This is a genomic window from Staphylococcus equorum, from assembly GCF_029024965.1.
Classification (GTDB): Bacteria; Bacillota; Bacilli; order Staphylococcales; family Staphylococcaceae; genus Staphylococcus; species Staphylococcus equorum.
In genome coordinates this window covers 25,795-48,122 of record NZ_CP118982.1, presented here as the reverse complement: position 1 = coordinate 48,122, position 22,328 = coordinate 25,795, and the positions used below count along the sequence as shown (strand labels likewise).

Genomic DNA, 22,328 nt, shown 5'->3' with positions numbered 1-22,328 from the left:
AACAAGTTCGCTTTATTTGAGAACACTTAAGTTTACATAATAGGTCGTTATCAGAACCTATATGAACATTTTTTGTAAAAATCCTTTCTTACGTGACTTCAACCCATCAATTTTTTGACTTTGTTTTTCAATAATCTTATCAATTTCACTAAAGAAATTACCTATCTTTTCTTGTTCTTCTATAATAGGTAAATTGATTTTTATATCATTGAATAAATCAATATTTAGGTTTCTCCTAACAACACTTGCTCCTTGCTCAGATGCTTGAGAATATTCATAAATATACCTAGCTGACCTCAGAATATTTTTAGCAAAAGGTAAATAAAACGTAGTATTTAACTCGAAAACCCTATAAGAAGGAGAGACGATCCCAATATTAAATTGCTCATTAAAGTTAATATTACCTAGCCATAAATTTTGAGGACTAATTACCATTTGATTTAACTTTAAAATCTTATAACCTGTATTATCTTTACTTCCAATTTGTTTTCTAAAATACTCTTCTTGAGAAACCAAACCATTTTTAGTTGAAGATAATAAAGTATATTGATTATTTGTTTTTGTTTTAATACTTATTTCACTTATTAGATCTCCTAATTTCTTATCTTCCCACTCCGGATACTCATTCCCATTCTCATCTTTAAATCGTAGTTCTTGTGAAAAAACTTTTTGCATATATCCCTTTTTTTGTTCTTCTAACTTCTCTAATTTCTGTTCTTCCAATTCGATTTGTCGGTCGAGTTTGCTGAAAAAACTACCGATTTTGTGTTGTTCTGCTAAAATTTTAGGGTAAGAAATATGCATGGTTCTCTGCAAAAGTATTGGTACTTGATTTCGTGTAGTTTGCTTCATCAATTTCTTTAACTGATTTTGAACATTATTTGATCGAATTTCATTTAAGAAAAAATGATTATCCATTTTAACTTTATTAATTCTATATAAAGTTAATGTAGTGCTCAAAATTACAAAAGGAAAATCAGTTATTAATAATGTGGAAGGCCCAACCGTTGCATTATGTGCCAATAATATATCTCCATCTCGAGCAACTCCTTTTTTAAATTGTTTAGCTCTCTCCAATGGCAAGTACTTAATATTTTGGTAGCTAATACTATTGTTACTTATATTACTAGCAGCTAGGTATGGTATGCCGTCTTCTGTAAATTCTGAACTTTTTGGATATAATTCCCCATGATTGCCATCACTTTGTTCTAAAATAACATTATCTTCTAACAGGTCTCTTAACTTGTCTTCTTCCCATTCTCCACTAAACTCTGGAAACCTTAGTTCAGGCACTCTTTTCACTTCACTAGTCATGTTTCAACACTCCTAATTCTTTGAGATAGCTATTAATTTCTTGTTCCACTTCTACAATTTCATCATCAATTTGATTTAAGTCTTTTTGAACTTGTTCTAAATCAATAGGTTCTTCCTCTTCAAATGTATCGACATATCTTGGAATATTAAGGTTATAATCATTTTCTGCAATTTCTTCTAAACTTGCCGCATAACTATATTTATCTAATGTTTCTCGATTTTTATACGTTTCAACAATTTTTTCTACATCTTCGGTTGTTAAATGGTTTTGATTTTTTCCTTTTTCAAATGATTGCGATGCATCAATAAACAACACATTTTCATCATCTTCACGACACTTTTTAAAGACAAGTATACTTGTTGGTATCGATGTACCGAAGAATAAGTTGGACGGTAACCCAATAATTGCGTCTAAATAATTTTTTTCTTTAATTAAATACTGACGAATAACACCTTCAGCTGCGCCACGGAATAACACGCCATGCGGTAAAACGACAGCCATTGTGCCATTATCATCTAGGTGATAGATCATATGTTGAATAAATGCAAAATCTGCTTTTGATTTAGGAGCTAATTTACCATAATTACTAAAACGTGGATCTTCTAAGAATTGTGGATCTGAGCTCCATTTCGCACTATAAGGCGGATTCGCCACGACTGCCTCAAAACGTTCATCTGAAATGGCCGGATCTTCTATCGTATCTCCATTTTCAATCTTAAAATTCGCATAATTGACATCATGTAACAACATGTTCATACGTGCTAAGTTGTATGTTGTACTATTGTACTCTTGACCGTAATATTGACGTACATTGGCTTCACGACCAACACGAAGTAATAATGATCCCGATCCACATGTAGGGTCATAAACACTTTTAAGGTCTTTTTTATTGGCTGTTACGATTTTAGCTAAAATCGTTGAAACTTGTTGTGGTGTATAGAATTCTCCTGCCTTTTTACCTGAACTTGCTGCGAATTGACCAATTAAGTACTCGTAAGCATCACCTAACATATCAATCTCCATATCACTATGAACAAAAGGTAATGTAGATATCTTCATCATTACTTTTGAAATCAATTTTGTACGTGCAGCATTAGAATTACCCAAACGTGAAGAATTAAGGTCTAAATCATCAAATAGGTGAATAAAGTCATCTTCACTATCATGACCCCGTGTAGAGTTTTCTATGTTTTTAATCGCATTACTCAGGTCTTCCATTTCAAAAACTTGTTTCTCAATTTTTTTAACTAAGTGACTAAATAGATATTGTGGTTCAATTACGTAACCGATACGTGAAATAAATTCTTGCTCTAAGACAGGTCTATAATCTTCATCTGCCATGGCTGTTTCATAATCTATATTGTCTTCAGCTAAGAGTATTTGTGCTTGTTCTTCAATTTTTTCACTTAAGAAACGATAAAAAATCATACCTAAAATATAGTTTTTAAACTCATTGGCATCCATATTGCCCCGTAAGTCATCAGCGATAGACCATAGATTTTTTTGTAATTCAGCTTGTTGTTGGCGTTGTTTTTCCGTAATAGACATTTAATTGTCCTCCTTGAATAAAGTGTTAGATAAGAATTGCTTTTTTAATCGACTTTGTCTTTGTTTTAATACGTTTAATTGTTTTTCTTTAATACCAATTTGCCCAATCAACCGTTGTCGTTCAATGGAAGGTAAGGTAATATAGAGTGATTTTAACTGTTGATGGGTTAGTTTTTTTATTGTTGAGCCACCTTGCATATATTGCTTATATTGTGATTGTACCTCTGGTGCTAGTTGAAACCAATAGACTAAATAAGCAGGTTCCAATAAGTCTGAAGTAACTTCTATTTTTGTATAGTTATAAGGTAAAATTGAACCGTCGTGTCTTGCGCTCACTAAGGTACACTCACCTGTCATCATACTTATGACAATATCATCTTTACGTACAACGGTTGCTCTTGATGTATCTTTTAATTTGATGACTCTAGGTTGATATGTATCATCTATGGTTAACCCTAAATCTATATCTAACATATTTTGATCATATACCATATAACGATTCCCCAGGTCGCTCTCATCAACTTCTAAGCGCTGTATTAATGTGCCACTTTGATAATTAACATAATCTTTTAACATACCAAACCTCCTGTAGTTATGTTTTTCTACAAAACAAATATAGCATGACTTCAAAATAAAAACAAGTGTAGTTTTTTAAAACTACACTTGTTTTACATTAAACACTATATTTTTTAACCATATCTTTAATAAATGATTTAACACGCTTTATTTTTTTAGTACGTATTAAAAGACCGCCCGAAACGCCTTCTTCAATTAAGTTATTATTTAAATGACCACTAAATTCAAATTCCTTAACTAACGATTTCAATAATTCTAACGGATAATCTGTTTCCTCAGAAAATTGTTCTAACTCTCCGACTTTCACTTTAGATTCATAGTTATAATAAGCATCATCAATAGAATCACCTTCGCTTAAGTCTGGTACTACTTTGTCTAAGAAAGTCCTAATCAAATCAGATTTTAATCTTAATTGATCATCATCTGCTTTATCGAGAATTTTACGAATCTCCTTGATATCCCTTTCTTGTTTATCTGCATCACTTAAGTCAATTTGGTTAAGTAAATCTAATATATATTCCACGTTAATTAAATCATTACGCAGAATTTCAATATTAAAATCAAGATCTTCTAATATAGATGTCGTCTCTCCTGTCTCGTTCTCAGGACGAATCTTATCATATATATCAAGATATTTTCCTTTATAGTCTTCATAAGTTTGTTCGTCAATACCTAATGTTTCCTTATCAAACGAAAACTCTTCAAAAGTTTTTAATTTTTGCATTTGCTTCGCCAATTCACGATATGCAATTACAAAATCACGTTTCTCTTCTTCTCTTTCAAGTTTATCTACTGATTGCGGTGTTTCAGCTAATTCAAAAAGTTCAATAAGCGCTTGTTTAAATTTCGTTACATATTCTTGGAATGACAAACTCAACACTGTGTCTGTGTTATCAGTTTTAGAGAAGAGCTCGATTGCTTCATCTGTTTTTTCTTTTAAATTTCTATAAGCAACGATATTTCCATAAGGTTTCGTTGGTTCTTCAACGCGATTAGTGCGTGAGTAAGCCTGGATGAGTGAATGATGTTGTAAATTACGATCCACATATAACGTATTTAATTTTTTACTATCGAAGCCTGTTAAGAACATATCGACAACGATAAGAATATCTAGTTTTTGATCTGGTAAGCCTTGTTTTACACGTTTAGAAATATCATTAAAGTAACCATCGAATGTTTCTGTTGAGAAGTTAGTATCATAGGTTTGATTATATGTCTGAATAATACTTTCTAATATAACTTTTCTAGTTTGTTCATCCATCGAATCGTCTATAACTTCATTATCTTGATAGCTGAATATTGTAGTAACATTAAAGTTATGTGCACCCTGTTCCTTCAATTTTTGGAAAATACGATAATATTGAATTGCCATTGGTATGCTTTGAACAGTTAACATACCCGTGTACATCTGATCACGTGTTTTTTTATTATGATTGGCAATAATATGCTCAGCCACATTTTGAACACGTTCGTCTGCCGTCCATATTTCAGATTCATTAATTTTATTAACATAAGCATCTTCAGTTATTTTTTCACTACGATCAAACGTATTCATATATTCAACAGAAAATCCTAGCACGTTACCATCTCTAATCGCATCTTTAATCAAATAGTGATGTAGACATTCACCAAAAATATCAGCTGTCGCACGTCCATCTTGGCTCGCATTCTCTTCGAATCTTGGTGTTCCTGTAAAACCAAAGTATTGGGCGTTTCCAAAATGTTGTCTTATGATACGATGCATTGAACCAAATTGTGTTCGATGGCACTCGTCAATAATGAAAACAACTTTGTCTTCTTTATACCGTTCCATCGCTGGGTGACCCGATTTAATCGCATTATCCATCTTTTGAATCGTCGTAACAATCAGTTTACGCATAGGGTCATCCATTTGTTTTAGTAATTTCTTAGTATTAAACGTAGTATCAACAGAATCTGACTCAAACTTATTAAACTCTGATAATGTTTGGCTATCTAAGTCTTTGCGGTCGACTAAAAATATAACTTTTTTAATATCTGGCTCTTGTGCTAAAATTTGACTCGCTTTAAACGAAGTGAGGGTTTTACCGCTCCCAGTCGTATGCCAAATATAGCCATTGTTATTTGTTTCTATAGCACGGTTTAATAAAGCCTCTACTGCATAGACCTGGTATGGTCTCAATGCCATTAATATTTTATCTGTTTCATTAATAATCATGTATCGACTAATCATTTTAGCAATATGGCACGGTTCTAAGAAAGATTCTATGAAATCTTTCAGCACATTAATGCGCTCATTTTGCACATCACTCCAATAGAACATATGGCTTTTCATAATTTTTTTATCACTATTCGCGTAATATCGTGTTTCCATTTTATTACTCACAATGAACATTTGTATGAATCTAAATAGTCCTGTATAATTTTGTCGACGATAGCGTTCAATTTGATTAAAAGCTTCTGTAATCGCAACACCACTACGTTTTAACTCAATTTGAATAAGCGGCAGCCCATTAATAAGTACTGTTACATCATAACGGCTCTTATATGTATCATGGACACTCACTTGATTTGTGACTTGAAATTTGTTTTGACACCATTTCTGAGTATTCATTAAACTAAGATAAACCTTCGTTTCATCATCACGCTCTAGCACGTATTTATCCCTTAATATTAGTGCACTTTCGAACACACTTTTATCACTAATATCAATCATAATTCGTTTGAATTCACTATCTGATATAGGTGTGCCTTCTAATTTATCTGCATTTCTTTCATTTAAAATGTGTCTAAAATTCTCTATCAATTGTTCTTCATTGCGCAATGTCACGCGCTCATAACCAATATCTTGTAGTTGATTAATAACATTTTCTTCTAAACCATATTCACTTTGATATCCCAATCATATTCCCCCGTTATATTTTCAGTACTATTACTTAGAATTTTAACATATAAATTTAATATTATTTGTTATTTTATGTTTTACAGCTTTTTTTTAATTTAATTGCTATTAGGTAGACTCCATAAATAAATAGTAAAAATACTCCGAAATTACCGAATATTGTTCCAAATAAAAGAGCAAGTATCATTATTATTACGAAACTTATACCAAGTGCAGCCATAAATACAATATACGGTCCGCCAATATTAGGAATATCGTCACTATCTCCACCATAATATTGATCACAAATTCTTTTCAATGGGCGTCTTATCCATATAAATATGCAAAAATAAACATACAACATCGTCCCGAATACAATTAATATATATGGAATAAAGACGATTAATTTTAAAAGCCCCCAAATCGCCTCAACAATCTCTCCCAAAAATTATCACTCCTAAAGTTTATTTAAATTAATAAGTTAGTAATTTCTTTTTCCCAATCATCAATTATATTTTTAACCTGTTCTATTTCATTGTTTTTACTTACTAATTGTTTAATTATATGTATGTTATCAAGTTTGTATAAAAAGAGTATTACTAGTTTGGCTGTTTTCTTTTTCTCATTTAATGTTAAATAATCTATTATATTCTGATCAGTAATCCCTTTACTCCTATCACTTTCGTGACTTTCATTATTAAGTATAAGTCGGAAAAGATAATTTTCAAAAAATATTTTTAATTCTTCAGAATCGATAGTTTCAATTACAATCTTATCAGTTCTTAAATTATCTATACCACATCTATACTTGAATGTACTGAAAGCTTCACACACTCTCCTCATTGTATTACCAATATAGTTTTCCGCTTCATCTTTATTTCCATTAGCAAATTCATAAATAAATTTCACTTGATTACTATATATATTATTCAATTTATCCTTTTTATCAGACTCTAATCCTATTTCAGTTAAAACATATTTATTAACTCTATTCGTTAACTTTTTACCGTTATCTAAAATAATATCTTGAAAAACCTTTTCAAGATTATAATATACTTCCATATCATGAGTTGTAATTAGTATTTGTGAATATTTATTTTTGCTGTATACATCCTTGAATTGTTTTCTTATATAATTGTAAATTCCAATTTTATTTTCAAAATCAAAACTTGAAATAGGATCATCAAGCATAATAAAATTATTTTCTTTAAAAAATTGGTTTGTTTTTTTCTCTTTATTTATTAATGAGAAAAAGTACACCAATGCTAATACATTTTTCTCTCCTGTAGATAATTTGGATAGAGGAATATTCTTACTCCTAGTTAATATTTTATAATGCCCCTCCATTCCTTCAAGAACCAATCTATTTTTATCAAAAAATATTAATGCTAATTCTCTATTTATATTTTTTAACGCAATTTGTGTTTGCTTTTGTTGTATTTTTAAAGTGGCAATAACTTTTTTTCTTTCTTCTACCAACTTATTACTTTTTAAGTGCAATTTGTTATTCATTTCATTCTTAAGTTTTTTTTCTTGATAGTTTTCATATTCTTTTTTTATTTCTATAAATGCTATCTTATTGTTTATACTTTCATATTCTTCTATATGGAGATGTAACTCATCTATTTTTTTATTATAATTATTTATTTCTTTATTTTTATCACTAACTAATTTATTTATTTTTTCTGTAATTTCGTCGTATTTGCTCAAATTATAACTATATTCCTTATTTATATTCATTGCCTTTTCTTTAAGAATCTTAACAATTTGATTTAATTCATTATTAAGTTCTTTTATACTATAATTTAATTCCTTAGTTTTAATATTATTAATTTCTATAGGGTTATATTCTTTAGGTAGCTTTACAATTATATCCTCAATTTTTTTGATTTGTGTTTCAATAACTTCATTTTCAAAGGCTTTTTTTAATTTACTTCTCAAGTTTTCTATATATTCTTTATCTAAAGGTCTAAAACATGTTTTACATATATTAGGTTCAGTTTCAAAATATTTATTAAGATCCTTTAAATATTGGTTACCGTATTCTTCAAAAATTATGTCCAAATCACTATCTAAATTTCCAGAAAATTCTATTGCTGGCTTTTCTTTTAAAGTACATTCTATTTCCTTAATTAATTCTATATTCAAATTCTCAAAAGAATTTATATTATCATTTTTTTCTTCATTACTAAATGTTAAAATCAATGCTCTTTTTTCATTTAATTCATTAAATAAGTCTTCTAATTTTTCATTATTTTCATATTTTAGAATTCTATCTAAAACTGCCTTATCTACTCTCTTATTTTGTTTTGATTTACTATTAATTCTATTAGCTCTTTCAGCCCAATTATTTTCCCCTTTTAATACTTGAAGAACTTTATTCAAAGCTTTTCCTGGGTTATAACTTTCTATTAGTCCACCATATTTTTGATTAATTATTATATTCCTGTCTAAATTTTTTTGACAAAGTTCAATATCATCAACGAAACCCTTTTGTTCATCAAACATTACAATAGCTTCTAAATTATCATTTTCACTAAACCTAATTTTATCTCTCATAAAATTTTCATCAAATATAAAATAGTTTGGTTGAGTAATATCTGAAGAATTAAATTCAATATTCACTTCTGTTGAATTATCACTTTTATTTTTTTCATTATCTGCAATTGCTTTTGCAATAGTTGATTTTCCAGTGCCATTTCTACCAAATATTAATAGCTCTCTAATTAACACACCGTTACCATCTATAAAGTTTAAATCCAGTTCTTTATAGGGTAAATAATTATTAGCTATTTTGATATTTTTAATTGACATTATATTATACCTCCTATAATTTATAAAATTATATCCTCATCACTTATGATACGCTTCTGCTTATCGTTTAACGATGAGGTTTTTATAAGATTTAAATAAATCAAATAAAGCTCTTATTCGTTAATTTATCAGTTGAAAAGAAACATAATAAAAAGTATCAACCTTTTAAAGTTGATACTCTTTTAAAAGTTTCTCAGTATTTTTAACTTTTATCTTTTTCAGAGTCAATTTTGTCTGAGAATTTATTTAATTGTTTTTCAGCAAATGATTTTCCACCTATGCCAAAAGCGATTGCGAAAGCAACTGCAACGGCACCTAAAATTAATAAGAACGCTACGTTTACAATGCTTTGCGCAAAGTTTAATTGGTCTAAAGTCATAAATACGGAAACGATAATAACTAAATATTTTACAATTTCAGCTAACATACCATTTCCTGTAGATTTGTTAATTAATTTAGCAATTAAGTTACCACCTATTAAACCTAATCCTAAAATAATCGCTGCTGATATTACTAATGGTAAATAACCGATAATAGCCGCGCCAATTTGATTTAATACCGTTAAGTTCACTGTATTTAATGCTTGAACAGTGAAAAATAAACCAATTAACGCAGTGATAACCCAACCTGTTGCCACTGGGATATCTATACTTTCTTTGTTTTCACCAAAATTCACATAACGGTTAAATTTGCTCACATTTAGGCTTGATAAAATATTTTTTACTAAAGTACCTAAGACTTTTGCAATAAAAATACCGATTACTAGTATAATAACTGCAACAATAATTTTAGGTGCAAAGTTAAGTATACTACTCATCATGCCTTTAATAGGTTTAGACACCGACTGCATATTTAATGAATCAAATACAGATGGTAAAAATAGCAAGAACACTAAGAAGTAACCTAATTTACCAAATGTTTGTATTAATCCAGAAGATTGTGATTCTCCCCTTGTTAGTGATATTGATAAAAAGCACTCAACATAATATTGTTAAGTGCTTAATTTTGAGTTAAATCATATTATTTTTTTCCATATATTCAATCCTTAATTGTGACAATGATTTATTAGTTTGTTCATGTATGGCTAAAATATAGGGTTTAACACTCGACCATCCCAATGCTTCTTTTACAAATAAGCTAAGTGATTTTTCCTCTTGACCATATTTAATTAGCCCATTTTCTAATACTGTACCTTTTATATCTGTATTTTTAGGTGTTATTATATCTCCAGGTTGAACTACTCCCCAAATAATCATTTCTTTAAGTCTTGGGAGACTTCTATTTTTTGCTTGTTTTCTGCTATTTAAAGTTTGTTTATCCTCTATGTCTATAAAATGTGCTTGATTTTTAGTTACCGGTAATATTTTTTCAGCATTAATTATAAAAGACCCATTGAATACATAAGGTATTAGTTTGTAACATTCTATTTGAACACCGTTCTCACTTAGCCAAGCTACTGCCGATAAAGTTTGAACATCAAAATCAGAAGCTACCAATATAATCCTTTGAGATTTATTAAAATTATCTAAACTTTTATTAACTTCTAAAAATTGAACTATTTTACGTTTGGCTAATTCATCGCTATTAAGATAAGTTAAATCTTTTGAAAATTCTTCTTCATGTTTATTTATATATGGGGCATAAATTTTGTTCACTGCATCAGAGATAGTTTCAATTGTTGCGTAACTAGCTGCATATCTAATAGCTTGAATTTCAAAGGCTTCTACTCTTTGTTTAATATCCTTTAAATCCCTTTTAATTTCAATAAGAACTATATTTCCATTTTGATCTAAAGCAGTTAAATCACTTCTGGCATTTTCTTTATTTTTTATTTGGTCTCCAATAATTAACAAAGATTCTTCTTCATCTGTAATTATCTCGATGTTTTGTCGTAACATCTCTTCTATATCTTTTTCTTGTATATTCATTTCTCCAAAGGTAACTGGTTCGATTTCTTCTAGGTTATTTTGTGATAATAAATACATTCTTCACATTTCTCCTTGAATAATTTTTATTCTCATACTCTTACTTCATATGAATTACATCCATACAAAACAATTCAATTATTTAATTTCTCATATTTTCGTGTCATAAACTTTTAAATTTCTAAATAATCATCTGCAATTTTAAGAAACGAATACATTATTTCTCTATTACCCATATTATAAATCAATAAGTAAGAATCTATATTAAAACAGTTCACATTAAACTATGAAATTAGTGTAAAAGGTCATAAATAAAGTCTAAATTTGTGTGAAATTGTTCTAGCTCATTAATTATTTGCTCAATGTCAATTTCTATAATGTTTTCGTTTTTATTGGGTCTACTTTTATTATATTTAAAACGATTATCATTCAATTCAACTTTATCTATCTCGTGAGCAAGGGCATCTCTCAACCTAGTGTGAGGGATTTCTATCATTATTTTACCAAAAAAATCCTTTACTAGTCCTTTCCTCCCATTTCTTGTGCGTATGTTATCACTTATATATTGTTTAATAATTTTTTCATATGTTTTATCTATTAAGCTTTCATCCCTATCAGGTAAGTTAGAAATAATTAACGAACTGACATAGCTTTCCGACAAAACAAAGATTGTCAACATCAAAGATTTTTTTATTAATACATCTTCTTCCTTTGAAATTTTATTTTTAATTTTATCTATTTCATTTTTATATTAATTTAAATTTATTTGTTTAATAAAATAAAATCATCATCCATTATTAACGGCCATTTTTTAGATGATTCAGGTATATATTCATCGTATTCATATTGAACATCTTGCGTAACTTATCTGCAGCTTGCCATAACTTTTCTTCAAATCCGATAGTTGTCATATTTTTTCTCTCCCTTTTATTAATAATGATCTATATTTTTCCAGTAATCTTCAACATCAAACTCATATTCTTTTAAATTTTTAATACCTTTATCATTTAATTGAAAACCACAATTTGCGCACTTAACTTTGTTTATATACTCATAATAGTCTTTAAATTCTTCAATTCGATGATTTCCATTTTCATCTTCATATTCAACTTCTTCTATATCTGTAATTTCTGTATAAGTATAAGTTACTAGTGAATTTGCAGCACAACATGGACATTTTAAAATTTCATTAGTAGATAAATTGTTTTCCAATTCAGCTTGTGCTAGTTGATTAGCACTTTGATTTCTTGAATCTATAATGCTACCAAAACCTTTACCATAATGACTATAATAGGATGCTCTACCAAGTTCTTTTAAGACAGCAATTTTATCAATCGCCGGAGATTCATTTTTAAATTCTTCAATTATATCTTCAAAAGGATTAATTTCTAAACTGTTTTTATTAAATCTCCAAATTTTATGGCTCCTATATTTTTCCTTATATTCTGAAACTTCTAAGCATTCTTTTACTAAGGGTAAAATATATTGTCCTATTAAAAAGTCGAACGCTTCATATTTAAGCATTACTTTTCCTTGATGCCATATTTTATTTCTTAAACTATTTAATTCTTTTAATTCATTTTGAAATTTTTTTATGAATTTGAAATTTACTTCTGGTTTTAATTCAATTACTTTACAAGTTCTATTAAGTAATTTATTAAAGGTCAAAGTGTTAAAATTTTTCTTTTTTTCTTAGATGAAGTTATTTCTTGAATAAATTCCATACGCTCATCATTAGATAGTGGTATTTTCTTAATAAGTTCCGTTATCTTATATGAATCACACGTTATATCTAAGGGTAATAATTCTTCCTCTTTCCTTAATAAATCTTTTAATATTAATTCAAAAAAGTGATGAAAATGTAATATAGTTTCTGAAAATTCCTCATAGTAACGTCGGGTATAAATATGTTTATATGTTCTTTCGTTAAAATTTTCACTTATACTTTTATAACTACTAAAATACGATTTTAATCCTATATTTAAAGAATTCAATACCACATCATTATTGTCATCATCAATTTCAAATTTATTATGATTGATTTCAGCAAGTTTCATATACTCCCCCATAAAATAAGTTTACTTTTAATATATCAAAAATATACTAGACAATGTGAATTTTATATATATTAAGTAGCTGATATTTATAAAATAATTAAATTTTTAGTGTTATAACTAATAAGGGGAACCTTATCAAAAACCGCATCATTTATGATATGCTTCTCCCCTCATTATCTTAAACGCACGGTAGACTTGCTCGATTAAGATGACGCGCATCATTTGATGTGGAAAAGTCATTTTACTGAATGACAGGGCGTAGTTGCTGCGGTCTAAAACCTCTTTGTGTAGACCGTTTGATCCGCCAATAATAAATGTAAAGTCGCTTTGACCGCGTGTCATGCGGCTTTCTATTTCTTTGGCTAATCCTTCTGACGTCAGCATGTTTCCTTTAATCTCTAAAGTAATCACTGTGGATTGTGGTTTTACTTTTGCTAGTAGGCGCTGACCTTCTTTCTCTTTAACTTGCTCTATCTCTTTGTCACTCATATTTTCGGGTGCTTTTTCATCAGCTACTTCGATGATTTCTATTTTAGAATAAGCTCCTAATCTCTTCTCATATTCTGCTATAGCTTGTTTCCAGTATTTCTCTTTTAGTTTACCTACTGTGAGTATCGTAATCTTCATAGTTATCCTCCAAAAATTGTGTAGTAGTTGATAGTTATTAGACTTATCCACAAGTTATACACTTATTCACACTATTCCCTCTTATTATAACAGGAATGCATACTATTTTTTAATAATGTTTACGGTTTCTACACAAAAGTAAGTGAATAACCTGTTTATTTGTGGATAACTCTGTGTACAATGTGGGTACTTACCTGTGAATTGTGCACATCTCTGGATAACTATGTATAATTCTGTGGATAAGTACGAGGTTGTCTTACATACTTATTCACAGTGTTTACATTATCTTCATACTATCTTTGCTGAATCCTTACTACATAGTAATTTCATTAATTGTTATAATTATCCGTCAATTGCATATAGCTATTTTCAGTTAAGACCTAGGGTTGTATACCCATATATTCCTTCTTTTTTTGAGTAAATTTCCTTATAAAAATCATCCTATTAAATGTATTTTATCTTATATATATGCTAGAAAAATATAAAAAACCGATATCTCCTATTGAGATATCGGTTCCTTCACTTTAATGTTGACCATGGATTACATTAGCTTGAAGCTAATGCATTAAGAAAATCTAAATTTCAAACCAGTTAAAATGTTCTATAATGTATATATCGGTGTTGCTTTGGCTTTATCCGTATCGCATAGCAATACTTCTTTTTCTGTGTCGATGTCGTGTTCGTTGAGGACTTGTCCAACGCTCATGCGTGCCAAGTCTTTCATATTATTGTCTTGTGATAAGTGAGACAAGTAAATGCGTTTTGTGCTGCCTGTGATGACGTCTGTCATTGCTAAACCTGCATCTTCGTTTGAAACGTGTCCCATATCACTCAATATACGTTGTTTCGTCTTCCAAGGATAACCGCACATGCGTAACATATCCACATCGTGATTACTTTCGAAGATAAAGGCATCACTACCTTGAATCATGCCTTTCATACGGTCTGAAACATAACCTGTATCTGTTAAAATCGTAAATTTCTTATAATTATTATGGAAAATGTAGAATTGTGGATTTATCGCATCATGTGAAACATTAAACGATTCGATATCAAATCCAGCAATTGATTTCGTTTCGTATGGATTAAAAATGAATTTCTGATCCATTGGAATTTTACTATCTTTCTTTTCAATGGCTGTCCATGTCTTCTCATTCGCATAAATTGGCAAACCATATTTACGTGCTAACACACCTAGACCTTTAATATGATCAGTATGTTCATGTGTAACTAAGATGCCGTTTAAATCTTTAATTTGTTTGTCTATTTGTCCAAATAGCTCTTCCATTTTTTTCCCTGTCAAACCTGCGTCGACAAGAATACTACCTTTATCACTTTCCACATAAGTGGCGTTCCCTGTACTGCCACTCGCTAATGCGCTCATACGTATCAAGCGATTCACCCTTTCTAATCTATTGCTTCTATTACTTATGGGGAAGTCTCCGGTTTATGTGCCATCAACATGCCCTCTGTCTAATTATTTATTATAATAAAGTAATTTATCTAAGTTTTTGAGAATATGAAACGAGCTCTTTTCTAAAAATTGGCTTAAGCTATCTTCGAAATTCTAAGTATATGATAAGCTTTCGAACTATTTCATACTTCTTTAATAACTCTCATTAGCAGTATTTAATTTTAACATACTTTTAGCTTTCAGCATGTCCAAATTGTTTATTTAAATACTAAACTATCTTTTAAATTACATTAATCACTTTCTAAAAAGTGATTTAATAATTATACGTAACTTATAAAAATTTTTAACGATACGCCTGAGGAAACAGCACTAGCCAAAGACTACAGGCTAAGGCAGTGCCCGCGGAAAGCGTGCATAAAAAAACTGCCAACAAAGTCAGAGACTTTGTCAACAGCATGAGCACACCTTACTAAAAAGGTGTGCGTAATTCATTCTCAACTTATCCACAGTTATCCACAAGATTATTCTTCAATAATTTTTGGACTGTCTGCTACAGCTTCGACATAATATGTTTTAATCTTGTCACCGTGTTTTACTTTGATTTCCCAATTGGCTTCAAGCACTTGAACATTCGGCTCTTTGACAACAGTATAGTAGCCTAGTCGTGCATTGGTTACTTCATCATTGCGTTTGAGATAACGATTATAGTAAAGGTCTTCGATGGCACTTCGCGCTGTGTTCACTTGCTTTTTATCATTATTCGTACCTTCTGAAGGCTCGATAGATTTCATAGCAGTTTGTTCATAACTTGAAGCTTTGCCATCTTCTACATTAAATTCTAATTTCGCTCTACTATTATTCATAATTGGATAATCATTATATGTCTGTTCAAATGTAACTTTTTCATCATCAATATGGCTCATTTCGTAATCTTCACCTTTATAGACGCTGCCTTTGACATACGATTTAAGGTCGGTGAATTGATCATTACTGATGTTAATTGGGTCACTAATATCACCTTTGGCTAATGCGCCTGAATGCTCGCTGGTGATACTTGGACGTGTCTTCGCATAAGATGAAAAATCATTAGACCTTGCTGTCAGTAACTGCATTTTCAAACCATTCACGCTTGGGAGGTTCTCTGGAATTTTAATTTCTTCTTGTTTAAAATTCACTGCATTTTCATCTTCACTATCACTAATTTGTGATTTATTCACTTTATCCACATAGATAATAATCAGGCTAATGTTGACTAGAATAAATACGATAATAAATAATGTTTTTGCGCGTTTCCAGTTCATTTATTCTAGCCCCCCATCGTTGTATGCATGCCATTCGCCTTTATACTCTACATACCATTGTGGTTTGAATTCACTATTACGTTGAATTTCGATGTCGCTACCGTCATCTTTGTGTTCCATGTTGTAACCAATCGTCATGTTTGTTACTTCTTCAAAGTCGATTTCAGGATTGTTTGCCAGTTCTGAACGTACTGTTTCAGCACCTGGTAAATCTATTTCATCTTCACCGCTGTCTATCGTGACATTAGATTTTAACAATGCACGTGCATAACTGAAGACGCCTTTGTCGCTCCACGAGACTTTAATATTATTCAAGTCGTCATCATTGAAGGTTGGTCTGCCGTTTAAGAACATTTGATATGTCAGTTCGCCGCCTTTATTATCTGTGCTGAACAGTCTGTAATCATCTGTAAAGCCACCATGATTGTTGATGTAATCATAAGTACTTGGAATACTATCTTGCATGTTTGTTGAACGATCCTCATCTTCTGAGAGATTCGTGTAACGATATTTTTCATTATCTTCACTGTAGTTGGCGACACCCGTGTTGTTGTTGTATGTTGCTGTCCCGCTTTTCGTGCTACGTACGACTACTGAGTCATTGAAGAGTATAGAATTCATCGTATCGACACTAATGCGATTATAAATCGTGTGGTATGATTTTAAACCTTTAGGTGCCTTCGGTGCAAAAATATGTGTAGCCTTATCGATGGTATCTTTATTCGTAATAATCTCTGTATATGGCTTCATACTTTTCTGTTGTTCTTTCATTTGTTTAGCAAATGAACTGATCTTCGCCGTCGTCGTCATACGTACGACATTATGACGATCTTTACTAACAGCATAGAGTTTAACTTTGCCGTCTTGATTGTCATCAATTAATAAACGGTCGAATTTAAAGTTATTCGGCACTTTCGCATCGATGTTCAATGCTTGGCCTAAATAGGTTGCTAGTGGCATATCATAGCTGAAATCCAGTACTAAAAATTCGTCGCTTAAATCTGGAATAATCAAATTATGGTTACTATGCATTTGTTCGGCATGTAGTACGCGCTGATTTTTCAAGGGACTGATGGTCTCTTCGACGTTGCTACGTGTCGCTTCCATACCTTCTGTGTCATCACCATTAGAGTGAATAATTTGATATGGAGCAACAACTTTACTCATGCCTTGATCAAGTGGTTTACCTATCGTATTTGCTTTCGCATCTTTATTACTACTATCTTGTTGATCTACGTTCGCTAAGTCTGGCGAGAAGTTCCACGTCATGTATGTCAGCACAACACTCATTAATACTAAAAGGTAAAGGATGATGGATTTGATTAACTCTTTACTCCGCATCCCAATCACCATCTTCTAGTACTTCACATGGCAGTGTAATGAATATTGATGTTCCTTGTCCTTCTACACTGTTTGCCCAAATGCGACCATTATGTGCTTCAACAATTTCTTTGGAAATGGCTAAGCCTAAGCCTGTACCACCCATTTTACGTGTACGTGCTTTATCCACACGGTAGAAACGGTCAAAGATTTTATCCACTTTATTAATTGGAATACCAATGCCATTATCTTTCACACGTATTGTCATACGATTGTATAACGCGTTCTGTTTCACGTGAAACTCTACACGTTTATCGCCACGAGAATACTTCATCGCATTGGTAATAACATTATCAAACACTTGTGTCATCTTGTCTGGATCGATTTCTGTAAAAATCGTATTATTTGGAATTTCGCGGACGAATGTCGTTTCTTTATCGGACATTTCGTGACGGTTAATAATTTTATTGATAAACATATTAAAGTCTATGATTTCTTTCGTAATTTGATCGGATTCGTTATCCATTTTAGATAATTGTAAGAGATCATTTACGAGACGAATCATACGTTCTGTTTCTTCACGTGTTACAGATAAGAATTGCGGCGCAAGTTCTTTATCTTCCCAAGCGCCACTTTCTAACGCTTCAATGTAGCTGTTCATAGATGTCAGTGGTGTACGTAATTCATGTGAAACATTTGCTACGAATTCACGACGTTCGCGTTCTACTTGTTGCTGTTCTGTAACGTCATGTAGTACGGCAATGTAACCTGTCACAAACCCAGTTTCTTGGACAATTGTACTAAAGTTAACACGTGCAATAATGCCTTCATTTTCATTAATATCTAATAAGAAGCTATCATTATTCTCTTGAATTTCATCTAAAGAGAATTCTTCTTCTAATTTAAGGACATTTAACATGTAGTCCCCAATAATATCTTCTTTTAGTGAGCCCATCATCGTCAATGCCATGTCGTTGACAATACGCACGCGACCACGGCGATCGGTCGCAATAATACCATCACTCATATGAGTGATAACTGAGTCTAAGCGACGTTTCTCACTTTCTGTATTCGCTTGTGCTTCTTGTACACGTTTCGATAGATTATTAAAGGCAAGTGCCAGCTCACCAATCTCATCGTTACCGTATATTTTTACGCGTTGCGTATAGTTACCTTTAGACATCTCTGCAGCTTGGTTACGCATATCTGTAATAGGTTTCGTAATTGTTCGTGCAATAAAGAATCCTAAGATAATAGTAATTAATAAGGAAATCCCTGTACCAACGATAAAGATTTGGTTGATGCTACTAAGTTGTTTAAATACATCGTTAATATCCGCTTCGATATAGACGTTACCTATCGTACCGTCGTTTGATGTTTTAACTGGTAAGTTATATACCCACACGCGTTGTTTCCCGTTACCGTAATCTTTTAACACGGTATGGCTATTAATTTCGCCTAAAGATAAGGCTTTTTGAATAGAGTTATCGTTCGCTTTTTGATTTATTAGACTACGCGTAGACTGCTTTGAAGTAGCCATAATAATCTGGTCTTTATCAATAAAGCGGATCTCTTCTATTTCTTGTCTATTGGCATACTCATTTAATAAGTTTTGAACTTCTTTTTGAGCATTAACCGAATTGTCTTCGTCATAGACTTTTTCTATATTAATTTCGATTTGTTTCGCGTATTGCGAAATATTATTTTTAAATGTTTGTGTTAATTCTTTTTCTAGACTATTGGTAAAATATAAACCGATAATTTGCATACCGATTACAATGAGCAACACATAGACAATAACAAGTTTCGTGTGTAAAGACTGAAAATATTTAAGCCATTTCATTTATAAGCGTCCCCTAGTCATGTTGTTGGAGGAAATATCCAACGCCACGACGAGTTACTATATATTCTGGATGAGATGGATCGTCTTCGATTTTTTCACGTAAGCGTCGAATTGTTACGTCTACTGTACGCACGTCACCAAAATAGTCATAACCCCAAACAGTTTGCAATAAATGTTCACGTGTCATTACTTGACCCATATGTTTAGATAAGTAATGGAATAATTCGAATTCACGGTGTGTTAAGTCAATTTCTCCGCCACGTTTTTTGATAGAGTATGCATCTGGATAAATAACGATGTCTTTAATAGAAATTTCATTGGATGCGTTGTCCACTTCTTGTGCTGGTTGTGAATAATGACGACGTAAGTTTGCTTTCACACGTGCGATTAATTCGCGTGTACTAAACGGTTTCGTTACATAATCATCGGCACCGAGTTCAAGACCTAATACTTTATCAATTTCTGAGTCTTTTGCTGTAAGCATAATGATCGGCATTTCAAATTTCTTACGTACTTCACGACATACTTCCATGCCGTCACGCCCTGGTAACATAATGTCTAATAACACGATGTCGGGTTCTTCTTCATATATTAAATCAACTGCATCATCACCATCGTAGGCACAAAATACTTCGTAACCTTCTTTTTTTAAGTTAAATTCTAAAATATCAGCAATTGGTTTTTCATCATCGACTACAACAACTTTTCTAGCCATATTTATAAACCTCATTTCTAAATTGTAGTACGTTCATTTTTAAAAATTTTACGTCTTTCTCTCTAATATAATTTACCATTTATAACCTATTACTTCTATTTTTCTAAATAGAAAATTATATTTGTATATTGTAAAATTATAACATTGTTCGTATTAAATGGGTACTTATCGATAAATCATAGATGCATCAAGTGTAAACAATATCAGCGTATCAATCGAACTTCTTGCCTATAACCCATATACAGTCTGCATTTAACCTTCCTTTTAAGAAGCATGCAATACGCATACATCTTCCCTACTAAAATCAAAAAAAGTGATACATATATGAAGTAACGGTTCATGTATTTAGGTTACAGCGGAGAATGATTCATTCCCTCTAATTTCTATATGTACGCGTCGCTTATTTATATGTATCACTTATCATTTTTAAATTGTTTTCGTTTTTTTAACAAATAGAGACAGTATAAATCCAATTATTGTTAAACCTACTATAAAGAAGAAGGTATATTGGATACCGTGTGCAAGTACAACTTCTTGTGCAGCATTCGGGTTAGCTGAACCGAATGCCTTCATTGCTGTAGTATAAATTGTAATGGCAATCGCAGTACCAGCTGAGCCACCTACTTGAATTAATGTTGTAATCGTAGCTGAACCATCTGCATATAGATGATGTGGCAACTGATTTAACGCATTTGTTTGTGCTGGCATCATAACCATGGATATACCACAGAACAACACCATGAATGCAAGAATGATTGCCCATACTGGAGTAGAAGCTGAAATCATAAACGCGAATGAGATTGCTGCGATAAACATAAGTACGAAACCTATAATACCAAAGTATCTCGCGCCGAAGCGGTCAAATAGTGATCCAATAACTGGCGATAATACTAAGTTCACTGCGTTACCTGGTAATAAGATTAAACCAGCAACAACAGAACTAAATAATAGCGCGCCTTTTAAATAGAGTGGTAATAAAATACCTGTAGATAATATACATAAGATCGTTATGAACACAATTGCTGCACCTAATATAAACATTGGGTACTTAAATACGTTTAAGTTAAGCATTGGTGAGTCGATTTTAAACTGACGCACAATAAAGATTGCTAAGCCAATTACGCCAATGAATAATGGCAACCATACGATGACATCTGTAAATGCCGCTTCTGCCATTGAGCTAAGTGCGAATATTAGTCCTGCAAAACCAATCGTCGATAAGAAAATCGATATAATATCTATTCTAGGTTTCGTAATTTCTCCAACGTTTTCAACATTTGAAAAAGCCATCAATAATACAACAATATATAAAATTGCGCTAATCCAGAAGATGAAGTGCCAACTTGATGCTGAAATAATAACACCTGATAATGTCGGTCCGAGTGCTGGTCCTGCTGTAATAACAAGTCCCATTATACCCATGACTGCACCACGTTTTTCAATTGGGAATATTAACATTAGTACGGTCACCATAATCGGTAACAAGATACCTGTACCTAATGCTTGTATAATACGTCCTAACAATAACAAGCCAAAGTTAGGTGCAAGTGCGCCTACGATGACGCCTAATAAAGATAATAATATGCCTGTAATAACTAGAGACTTTGTATTAAACCATTTGATTAAATACGAAGATGCAGGAACTAAACAAGCCATGACGAGTAAATAACCTGTCGTTAACCATTGTACAGTTGCTGCTGAAACTTGAAAATCAGCCATGATATCTGTTAAAGCCATATTTAATGCTGTTTCACTAAACAGACCCATAAATCCGCCAATCATTAATACGAGTGCATACATTTTTGGATTTTTCACTATTACTTGTGTTGCCATTTGATATACTCCTTTTTATGGTAAACGAAGTATAAGTATAATTAAGAGATAATAAAGTGAGTGTTGCCTTGAAGTAAAAATTCAAGTGTAAAGCAATCGTGCTTTGTCGCTCATTTTATTAAATTCATCTCCATGCTTTACTACTTATTCCTATATTTCCATTTCATTTTAGTCTATATA

18 protein-coding genes are annotated in these 22,328 nt (G+C 31.4%); all 18 read right to left on the bottom strand.

From position 1 onward, the window contains the following. Nucleotides 1–57 precede the first annotated feature (57 nt). Nucleotides 58–1,314 carry a restriction endonuclease subunit S gene (locus PYW44_RS00195; protein ID WP_115075896.1) on the bottom strand — a complete coding sequence of 419 codons (1,257 nt, stop codon included), beginning with the start codon at nt 1,312–1,314 and terminating at the stop codon, nt 58–60. After that, nucleotides 1,307–2,863 carry a type I restriction-modification system subunit M gene (locus PYW44_RS00190; protein ID WP_115075895.1) on the bottom strand — a complete coding sequence of 519 codons (1,557 nt, stop codon included), beginning with the start codon at nt 2,861–2,863 and terminating at the stop codon, nt 1,307–1,309. Before PYW44_RS00190 ends, PYW44_RS00195 begins: the two co-directional genes overlap by 8 nt. Then, nucleotides 2,864–3,439, bottom strand: a complete 576-nt coding sequence (locus tag PYW44_RS00185) for a restriction endonuclease subunit S (protein ID WP_115075894.1) — start codon at nt 3,437–3,439, stop codon at nt 2,864–2,866. A gap of 97 nt (nt 3,440–3,536) precedes the next feature. After that, a complete protein-coding gene (locus PYW44_RS00180; RefSeq protein WP_115075893.1) occupies nt 3,537–6,320 on the bottom strand; it encodes a type I restriction endonuclease subunit R in 2,784 nt (927 codons plus the stop codon). A gap of 73 nt (nt 6,321–6,393) precedes the next feature. Continuing rightward, the gene (locus tag PYW44_RS00175; RefSeq protein WP_115075892.1) at nt 6,394–6,744 is read right to left on the bottom strand and encodes a hypothetical protein; all 351 of its coding nucleotides are present in this window, start codon (nt 6,742–6,744) and stop codon (nt 6,394–6,396) included. A gap of 23 nt (nt 6,745–6,767) precedes the next feature. Continuing rightward, a complete protein-coding gene (locus tag PYW44_RS00170; protein ID WP_115075891.1) occupies nt 6,768–9,113 on the bottom strand; it encodes an AAA family ATPase in 2,346 nt (781 codons plus the stop codon). Nucleotides 9,114–9,315: 202 nt separating this feature from the next. Next, entirely contained in the window at nt 9,316–10,077 is a 762-nt protein-coding gene (locus PYW44_RS00165) for a mechanosensitive ion channel (RefSeq protein ID WP_256609976.1), read from the bottom strand. Nucleotides 10,078–10,123: 46 nt separating this feature from the next. Continuing rightward, nucleotides 10,124–11,098 carry a hypothetical protein gene (locus tag PYW44_RS00160; protein ID WP_107514415.1) on the bottom strand — a complete coding sequence of 325 codons (975 nt, stop codon included), beginning with the start codon at nt 11,096–11,098 and terminating at the stop codon, nt 10,124–10,126. Between the two features lie 232 nt (nt 11,099–11,330). Further along, a complete protein-coding gene (locus tag PYW44_RS00155; RefSeq protein ID WP_236593595.1) occupies nt 11,331–11,717 on the bottom strand; it encodes a hypothetical protein in 387 nt (128 codons plus the stop codon). Nucleotides 11,718–11,968: 251 nt separating this feature from the next. Continuing rightward, nucleotides 11,969–12,706 carry a hypothetical protein gene (locus PYW44_RS00150; protein WP_115075890.1) on the bottom strand — a complete coding sequence of 246 codons (738 nt, stop codon included), beginning with the start codon at nt 12,704–12,706 and terminating at the stop codon, nt 11,969–11,971. Then, nucleotides 12,703–13,095: a hypothetical protein gene (locus tag PYW44_RS00145; RefSeq protein WP_115075889.1), complete on the bottom strand. Its 393-nt coding sequence runs from the start codon at nt 13,093–13,095 to the stop codon at nt 12,703–12,705. The genes PYW44_RS00150 and PYW44_RS00145 overlap by 4 nt, the downstream gene beginning before the upstream one ends. A gap of 147 nt (nt 13,096–13,242) precedes the next feature. After that, complete coding sequence (rlmH, locus tag PYW44_RS00140) at nt 13,243–13,722, bottom strand: 23S rRNA (pseudouridine(1915)-N(3))-methyltransferase RlmH (RefSeq protein WP_002511857.1); 480 nt, start codon at nt 13,720–13,722, stop codon at nt 13,243–13,245. 601 nt (nt 13,723–14,323) lie between these two features. Continuing rightward, a complete protein-coding gene (locus PYW44_RS00135) occupies nt 14,324–15,124 on the bottom strand; it encodes an MBL fold metallo-hydrolase (protein WP_107516584.1) in 801 nt (266 codons plus the stop codon). 533 nt (nt 15,125–15,657) lie between these two features. Next, on the bottom strand, nt 15,658–16,437 hold the full coding sequence (locus tag PYW44_RS00130; protein ID WP_002506239.1) for a two-component system regulatory protein YycI: 780 nt from the start codon (nt 16,435–16,437) through the stop codon (nt 15,658–15,660). Next, entirely contained in the window at nt 16,438–17,778 is a 1,341-nt protein-coding gene (locus tag PYW44_RS00125) for a YycH family regulatory protein (RefSeq protein WP_002511858.1), read from the bottom strand. Further along, nucleotides 17,768–19,600, bottom strand: a complete 1,833-nt coding sequence (walK, locus tag PYW44_RS00120; RefSeq protein WP_002506237.1) for a cell wall metabolism sensor histidine kinase WalK — start codon at nt 19,598–19,600, stop codon at nt 17,768–17,770. Before walK ends, PYW44_RS00125 begins: the two co-directional genes overlap by 11 nt. Before the next feature lie 13 nt (nt 19,601–19,613). Then, entirely contained in the window at nt 19,614–20,315 is a 702-nt protein-coding gene (gene yycF / locus PYW44_RS00115) for a response regulator YycF (protein WP_002506236.1), read from the bottom strand. 426 nt (nt 20,316–20,741) lie between these two features. Next, nucleotides 20,742–22,148, bottom strand: a complete 1,407-nt coding sequence (locus PYW44_RS00110) for a DHA2 family efflux MFS transporter permease subunit (protein WP_115075888.1) — start codon at nt 22,146–22,148, stop codon at nt 20,742–20,744. Nucleotides 22,149–22,328 lie beyond the last annotated feature (180 nt).